This is a genomic window from Kitasatospora sp. NPDC024654 (assembly GCF_055559155.1).
In genome coordinates this window covers 1-7,683 of sequence record NZ_JBVHLF010000070.1, presented here as the reverse complement: position 1 = coordinate 7,683, position 7,683 = coordinate 1, and the positions used below count along the sequence as shown (strand labels likewise).

6 protein-coding genes are annotated in these 7,683 nt (G+C 71.7%); 3 read left to right on the top strand and 3 right to left on the bottom strand.

Annotation, left to right across the window (positions count from 1 at the left end):
- Positions 1-135 precede the first annotated feature (135 nt).
- Positions 136-1,077, top strand: coding sequence for a RimK family alpha-L-glutamate ligase (locus tag ACZ38L_RS30030; RefSeq protein ID WP_465699099.1), 942 nt, complete (start codon positions 136-138; stop codon positions 1,075-1,077).
- A 545-nt stretch (positions 1,078-1,622) separates the two neighbouring features.
- Here ACZ38L_RS30030 and ACZ38L_RS30025 read toward each other — a convergent pair.
- Positions 1,623-2,183: a DUF1990 family protein gene (locus tag ACZ38L_RS30025; protein ID WP_465699097.1), complete on the bottom strand. Its 561-nt coding sequence runs from the start codon at positions 2,181-2,183 to the stop codon at positions 1,623-1,625.
- A gap of 1,628 nt (positions 2,184-3,811) precedes the next feature.
- Positions 3,812-4,717, bottom strand: a complete 906-nt coding sequence (locus tag ACZ38L_RS30020; protein WP_465699094.1) for an SURF1 family cytochrome oxidase biogenesis protein — start codon at positions 4,715-4,717, stop codon at positions 3,812-3,814.
- 685 nt (positions 4,718-5,402) lie between these two features.
- Between ACZ38L_RS30020 and ACZ38L_RS30015 the strand changes: the two genes are divergently transcribed.
- A complete protein-coding gene (locus ACZ38L_RS30015) occupies positions 5,403-5,858 on the top strand; it encodes a hypothetical protein (RefSeq protein ID WP_465699092.1) in 456 nt (151 codons plus the stop codon).
- A gap of 497 nt (positions 5,859-6,355) precedes the next feature.
- Here the strand turns inward: ACZ38L_RS30015 and ACZ38L_RS30010 are convergent, their stop codons facing one another.
- Positions 6,356-6,859 (bottom strand): LURP-one-related/scramblase family protein, encoded by a 504-nt coding sequence (locus ACZ38L_RS30010; protein WP_465699090.1) that lies wholly within the window; start codon positions 6,857-6,859, stop codon positions 6,356-6,358.
- A gap of 305 nt (positions 6,860-7,164) precedes the next feature.
- On the opposite strand from ACZ38L_RS30010, the gene ACZ38L_RS30005 reads away from it, so the two are divergent.
- Positions 7,165-7,677 carry a DDE-type integrase/transposase/recombinase gene (locus ACZ38L_RS30005; RefSeq protein WP_465699088.1) on the top strand — a complete coding sequence of 171 codons (513 nt, stop codon included), beginning with the start codon at positions 7,165-7,167 and terminating at the stop codon, positions 7,675-7,677.
- The last annotated feature ends 6 nt before the right edge of the window (positions 7,678-7,683 follow it).

Below are 7,683 nucleotides of genomic sequence, written 5' to 3'. Positions count from 1 at the left end.
CCGTCTTCGCGCCCCCCCTTGTTTCTTGCCCTTGTGTGGGGGATCCGCTTGGGCCCCCCCCCCCCCCCCCCCCCCCCCCCCCCCCCCACGACCGCCGGCCCCGGCCCTCACCCACGCAGAGCAAGGAGGCGCGCAGTGGCCCCAGCCGATGTCACCGCCGATCACCCACACGCCCCACGCAGCGACGCCGAGCTATGGCTCCTCCTGGGCACCGGACTGAGCGGCCGGCGGATCTTCGGCGAGCTGACCGCCGCCTTCGACCAGGCCTTCGGCCGCCGCTACACCGTGGTGGGCACCGAAGAGCTCCTGCTGGGCGTGCAGGGCGGCCGCCTGACCCTGCACGACCTCACCGGACGTCCACTGAACGCGCCGAAAGTCGCCTACGCCCGGCTCTCCAGCCCACGGGTGAGCACCGACCGGGAGATCACCGTGCTGCGCCACCTACGCGCCATGGGCACCGACCTGCTCAACCCCGTCGAAGCGGTACTGGCCTGCGTGAACAAGTTCTGGCAGCTGCAACAACTCGCCGTCGCCGGGCTGCCCGTCCCCGACACCCGCAGCTACGCCGACGCACCCCTGGGCGAGGTCCTGCGCGCCGGCGTCCCCGAACCCTGCGTCGTCAAAGCCGTCCGCGGCCAACGCGGCCAACAGGTCTTCCTCGCCCCCGACGCCGCCCTCCTCCACGCCATCCACGGCAACCTGCGCCCCGACACCCCCTACCTGTTCCAGCGGTACGTGGCGTACTCACACGGCCGCGACCTGCGCGTGGTGGTCGTCGACGGCCAGGCGGTGGCCGCGCAGGTCCGCACCGCCCACAACGGCGACATGCGCTCCAACCTCGCCCAAGGCGGCACCGCCGACCTCTGCCTGGGCCGCTACCCGGCCGGCGAAACACTGGCCGTCCAGGCCGCCAAGGCCCTCGGACTGGGCGTGGCCGGCATCGACCTCCTGTTCGAACAGGACGGGAGCTTCACGATCTGCGAGGTCAACGTCAACGTCGGCTGGCGTGAACGAATGACCGAGGTCACTCCCGCCATCGTGACCGCCTGCCAGACCCGCCTCGACGCACACACCTGAAGCCCGCCCCCAGCCGGCTGCCGGACCGGCACCCCACCAAGGCCCCGAAAACACCACCCCGACCACCAGAGCCGAGGACGGGGCCACCCCCCGGCCACCAGATCCGGGCGGCGGCGGTGCCCCGGCCGCCGACCCGGCGCGCGTCACGGGATCACCCCCGTGGAGCCGCTTTCACGAGGTCGGGTTCCGGCTCGACTCCCGTGGGCCGCACACGGTGAGTGCCGACCGGCCGCGCACCACCGGTGCCGGCCACGGTCCGCCCCGGCACGCCCCACCCCGAACCGCCGGCCCTGTCCCCAGGCGTTCAGCTCGCCATGGTCCCCGGCGTTCGGCTCACCATGGCCCCCAGGTCTTCAGCTCGCCCTGGCCCCAGGCGTTCAGCTCACCATGGCCCCAGGCGTTCAGCTCACCATGGCCCCAGGCGTTCAGCTCACCATGGCCCCAGGCGTTCAGCTCGCCCTGGCCCCAGGCGTTCAGCTCACCATGGCCCCAGGCGTTCAGCTCGCCATGGTCCCAGGCGTTCGGCTCACCATGGCCCCAGGTCTTCAGCTCGCCGTGGCCGCGCGCGCCACCACCCGCAGGTACCGTTCGATCGCCAGATGCTGCAGCACCGCCGCCACCGGCCGACCGAGCCGCGCGTACCAGGCCGCCAGCCGTGAGAACGCGGTCACCTCGAACCACACCTCGCCACCGGCGTCCATGCTCACCACGAAGGACTCCTCGCCGCACTCCGGGTGCCCGGGCAGCGTGCCGTACGCGAAACCGACCCGGTCGGGCTCCTCGACGGCCCACACCACCCGGCACGGAATCACCAGCCGGGGCAGCCGCAGCCCGGGCAGGCCGATCCGCAGCAGCACGGTGACGCCGGCCGCGATCCGCGCGGGCGGCGGGTAGAGCGCGAAGCCCGAGCCCAACTGGGTTCCCCAGCCGAGCACGTACGCGCCGGCGCGCTCCAGCACCGCGGGCCCGTGGCCGAGGTGGATCCGGCGGCGGAGCCAGAGGTAGCCCGGCGGCAGCGCGGCCGACCGGGTGGCGCCGACCTCCGGGTAGCTGGGCACGGCGGCACAGGCGGCGAGGTAACGGCGGCGCAGGGCGTTCGATGGCATCCGACAGTTGTACGGCCGCTGGTGGGGCCTCACCAAACGCGGGCCATCTGACCGAGCGTCACCAGCCACGGAAGGTGGGCCAGCACCCGGCTCCGGGCGGCGTTCGTCCACGACCCCGGGCGGGATCGGAACCCACGACGACGTTCGAACCGTCCAGGTGTTCCGGCGGCACCACGTCCACCGCCGGCCCCGTCCGCTCCAGCGGCACGGTGATCAAGGGCCTCTCGGGTCAGGGTGCCTCCGGGGTCAGCGGCCGAGCTCCTCCACGCCGCGGAACAGGACAGCACCAGCGCCGTCGCGCCTCGCCTGCGCCGGGCGGCGGCGGGCACACGACGACGAACCGCCTCGGCACGCCGGTGGCCGTGAGCGCGGCGGCGAGGCACTCGGCGGCGAGGTCCGCGAACGGCGGCGGTGACCCAGGGGCCGACTGCCAGCCGGTGCGGGCGCGCCGCCCACAACAGCCGGCCGCCCACAACAGCCGGCCGGCCAGAACGCGGACGGGCATGGCCAGGCCCTGGCCCGCGGGCCGACCGCGGTGGTACCCGCTGCGGCACGGCGGACGACAACGGCCGTGCCGGAAAGAACCGGCCATGGGGCAGGTCACCGACAGCTCCGGTCATGGGGCAGGTCGCCGGCGGCCGGGACCTCGTCACCCGATCCTCCCGGCCCGGCCCGGCCCACCCCACCTGCACCACCACGCGCACCCCGCCCCCCTTCACCGCGGCGGCCACCAATTCGCGAAGCCACCCGCCCTCACCAGGTGCCACGCTGCCGAAGCCGGTGAACACCGGTGCCGAACGGGCCTGGAGGAAGCCGACCAGTTCGGCCGCCGCCTGCCAGCCCCGCCGTCGAGCGGGCCACCACCAGCCCACCGCCTCGACCCGAAACCGCCGCCCCACCGGGCACGGCACCACCAACGCACCAAAGACCGTGAACGGCCAGGCCCAGGCACCCAACCGGCGCCGACGCCACCTGGACGGGCAAGCCCAAGCGGCCACCCAACCGGGTCGCGACACCCGCCAGGAGCACCCCCGGGAGCACCGCCTGACCAGCAGCCAGATCGCCCTTGAACCCCAGCTGACCCCAGCTGACCCCACTCCCCGGTTGGCCTCGGTTGGCTCCAGGTCGTCGACGCCCTGAGCGCCGGGCGCGGCCAAGCGCCTGCTGGCGAAGACAGGCGCGAGACACGAGCCGGGAACCGGCACACCCAACGCCCCGCCGCCCGGCCGAACACCGACGGGCCGGACGACGGTGAGCAGCAGGCCGGCTCCGCCCGCCACGGCCCGCACCACCCCCACGGCGAGTCCGTCCACGAACACCGGCTTCACCGCCCGGGCCTCCCGGCGAGAACGCCGCCCGGCCCCTGGAACGCGATGAGTTCCCGCCAGTCTCCCGGCGCAGGCCGCTGCTCCACAGCACACGCCTCGACCAGCACCGCGAAGAGGCCGGTGCGCGGCCACGGCAACCCGGTGCCCCGGCCGCCGGCGGGCGCCGGTGTCGCCCCGCGAACGGCGCGACATCCCCTCCCCCTCGCCGGCCGCAGCTCCCCCGGGCCGGCGCCAAGGGAACAGCGCGCCCGAGCGGGATCCGTCACACACCCCCCACGACGGCCACCCGCCCAGAGGGGCTTACGGGGCGGCGGCGCGCGCCTGGTCGCCCGCCTCGGCGCTCTCCTCCCCCGACGCCTCACCATCATCATCCGCCCCGGCCCCGGCCCCGGCCCCGGCCCCGGCCCCGGCGGCGGCCGCGGCGGCCTCCCGTGCCTCGCGCAGGTCACGACGCAGCAGAACCACCCAGCCCGCCGGGACGAGCGCGGCGAACAGCCACCACTGGATCGCGTAGGGCAGGTGGACACCCTTACCGACGACCGCGTCATCGCTGGTGTCCGTGTTGCTCGGGCTCGGCACGTGCTGGGCCTCCTCGGAGGCCGGCGGGGTCGGGCTGGTCGCGGTCAGCTCCAGGTAACCGGCCACCACCGGCACCGACAGCCGCTGCGCCTGCTGAGCACTGTTGATCAACATGTACTGCCGGTCCGGCAGGCCACCACGGTCACGGATCCCGGTGCTCTTGGACGTCTCGTCCGGACGCAGCCGGCCGGTCACCGTCACCTGCCCGGCGGGAGCGGGCGGTACCTGCGGATAGACCGTGGCGTCCGCCCCGGAAGCGACCCACCCACGGTTGACCAGGACAACATCACCGGTCGTGGTGACCAGCGGGGTGATCACGTAGTAGCCGATGTTGTCACCGGAAGCGTCGGTGCGCTGGCGGACCACGAACTCGTGCGCCGCATCGTAGTGACCGGTGGCCGTGACCGTCCGGTACGTCTGCGAGGTCGGGACACTGCCACCAGGATGAGAAAGGGCCTCCATGGCCACCGGTGGGGAAGCCAGAGCCGCGGCGATGCTCGCGTTCTGCCGGTTGGACTGCTCGTAGCGGTGGTACTGCCACTGGCCCAGCCAGATCAGAGCGGGGATGATCGCGAAGAAGACGAGGGTCAAGATCACCCACCGCCTCGTCAAGAGGATACGAAGCACCACACGACGGTATCCCCCCTTCACCTTCCCCCCGCGCACCGGCCCCCGCCCCGACCACACGGCAGCCACCAGAGCAACAGTGAACAGCCACCCGGCGACCCCACCCACCAGCACAGAACAGACCACGACCACCCCCCACGAACGAACACCAGACCACCCCGCGAACCGCACCCCCCACCCCCGCTGCTCCCGGTAGACGCCCCCACGCACCCCCAACAGGCGGCGCCAGGCGGGCACCAAACGAAGCGCTCTCACAGGCGCGCTCCCACGGGCACCGGGCGAACAGCCGGGCGAACACCAAGCAGGCGACGAACAGGCGGTGGACACTCCCAGCAAGCGACGCTGAACGCCCCCGCGAGCAGCAAACAGCGCAGACCCGGCACCGGACCCTCCCGGCAGGCCCACCCCGGACGGTCCCCCCGGGCCGCGGGCACTGCCAGACGGGCACCGGGCGACTACGGGCAAACACAGCAGCAGAGATCCCGCGAGCACCAAGCGGGGCACTCCCGCACACACGCTCCCACGGGCACCGAGCAGGCGACGGGCGGGCACCGAGCGGGTCGGGACGGGGCGGCCCACACTTGGATGGGCAAGGGCCCGCAACCCGCTCCGGGCCACCCCGCAGCGCTGACGGCCGCCCGCCCGACCACAGGGGCCGGCACGGGCGTCCGGGACAGGACCTCCCATGCGGCTTCGTGAACTGCCCACACGCTGGACCACCGGCGCCTACGTCCTGCACACCGGGTGGGAGAAGTGGCACGGCGACCAAGCCACCGCCCAGGCCGTGCACGCCATGGCCACCACCGCCTACCCCTGGCTGACCCGGCTCTCCCCCCAACGGTTCCTGCGCCTCCTGGCCACCACCGAGATCACCACCGGCACCCTCCTCCTCGCCCCCTTCATCCCGGCCCCCATCGCCGGCGCCGCCCTGACCGGCTTCTCCAGCGGCCTGCTGGGCCTCTACGCCCGCACCCCCGGGCTACGCCAACCCGGCAGCATATGGCCCACCCCACAAGGCCTACCGATCAGCAAAGACATCTGGATGCTCGGCATCGGCCTGGGCCTCCTCACCGAAGCCTGCCCACGACGCGACGACCACCTCACCACCCTGACGCACTGCCCCCACAGCAGACCCACCTGACAACCACCACCCCCAGGCCAGACACCCCCCGACCATCATCGCCCCCTCACCCCACCAACACCCAAGCACCCAACACCACCAACGACACCACCACCAGCACCACCGAGCGCCTCACCGGCAAACCCGGCCACCACACCACCCACCACCCACCACCCAGCACCCAGCACCCAGCACCCAGCACCCAGCACAGGCAACGCCCACCACCCCCACCGAACCGCCACCAAAGGCCACCGCACGAGGGGATCGCCAGGATCAAGCCGATGCCAGACACCGGCCGGCATCCTCGATGTATCCGGGCGGGTGGTCACCGAGCTGGGGTCATGCCCGGGATCGGTGACCGCTCCGCCCCCACCCCACCGAGCAGCCGCCCGGCCGCGGACGCCCACAGGTTGGCGAGCTCCCCACCTCAAGGCCCCACAAGGCGTGGCCCACGCCCAGCGAGCCACGCACACCCACCCCCCAGCCCGCCCACCGAGCAGCCACCCGGCCGCGGACGCTCACAGGTTGGTGAGCTTCTCACCCTTGAGGTCCTGCAGGGTGTGGTCCACACACACCGCCAGGATCACCAGCAGGACCGCGTCCTGCTGGGCCATCACGTCGACCGCGTACGCGTCACGCAGGCTGAACCAGCGCCGGGAGATGTGCGCCAACGTGGTGCCCTCGTGCCGGATGTCGAACTCGCGGTCGAAGAGGTTGCCCACTATCCGCAACCGCCGCCCGTCATACAGACGGACCTTGAAACGGTCACCGAACAACGTGAACGCCCGCTTGCTGATCTTCGCCGCGAGCCGACCATCCTGCTTGATCAACAGCGTGTGGTGGAAAGTGAAGGCCTTCTTGACGATGCTGGCGACATGCTCGCCACGGGTGTCCACCAGGGCGAAGGTATTGCGCAACCGCAGGAACTTCCGGTTGACCTTGAAAAGCTTCTCCCGGTGCTCGGTCTCGATCCACGCCTCCTCATGAAAGGCGAACATACGATCGCGTACCAGGTAACGCATCAGGCCCCCATCAGATCAAGTTCCAGTACCGCCAGGTCAGCGGCCCGGCATCGCCCAGAGCGTAGTGCCGAACACACCCCCACCGGATACCGGGGGGGCACGGCACGCCAAGGAAGACCCCTGACCCGCGGACACCACAGGACACAGCACAAGAGACGTGACCGACAGCGACCACGGTTCCACACTGAGCTGCCCCGAGTTTCGTGGAGTCCGCGATCGTGTGATCAAGCGGTCTGCGGGACTGGCTCCAGGCTCGCCCGGTAGGCCCGCTCGTACTCGTCGGGCGGGACGTAGCCGAGGGCGGAGTGGAGTCATTCACCGTTGGCACCTATCCGCCCACCATCGACGGCTGGTGGTACCTGGCCACGGTCATCGACCTGGCGACCCGCGAGGTGATCGGCTACGCGATGGCCGACCACCACCGCGCCGAACCGGTCACCGACACCCTGCGGACGGCTGCCGGTCGCGCCGGCCTGCAGCGCGGCCGCATCATGCACACCGACCGCGGAAGCGAGTATACGAGCAGTGAATTCCGCCGGGAGATAAGGAAGTTGAATCTGAGACAGAGCATGGACAGAACCGGCATATGTTACGATACCGCCGCAGCCGAGAGCTTCTTTGGCTTACTGAAGGCGGAGATCAGTACCACCGTCTGGGAGAGCCGCGAAGCGGCCCGTGCCGACGTATTCCGCTTCATCGAGGTCGAGTACAACCGCACCAGGCTCCGGATGAAGTTCCACCCTGCGGTTGGACACTGTCCGTTTACGCCGCCAAGGCGTGACCTTGCTGGTGTCGCTGTCGGATCTCGAGTGGGGTGAGGTAGC

What these genes read in the sequence shown, in the direction of transcription:
- ACZ38L_RS30025 (WP_465699097.1), bottom strand. Translation starts at nt 2,183, where the DNA reads ATGCCATCGAACGCCCTGCGCCGCCGTTACCTCGCCGCCTGTGCCGCC.
- ACZ38L_RS30015 (WP_465699092.1), top strand. Translation starts at nt 5,403, where the DNA reads ATGCGGCTTCGTGAACTGCCCACACGCTGGACCACCGGCGCCTACGTC.
- ACZ38L_RS30010 (WP_465699090.1), bottom strand. Translation starts at nt 6,859, where the DNA reads ATGCGTTACCTGGTACGCGATCGTATGTTCGCCTTTCATGAGGAGGCG.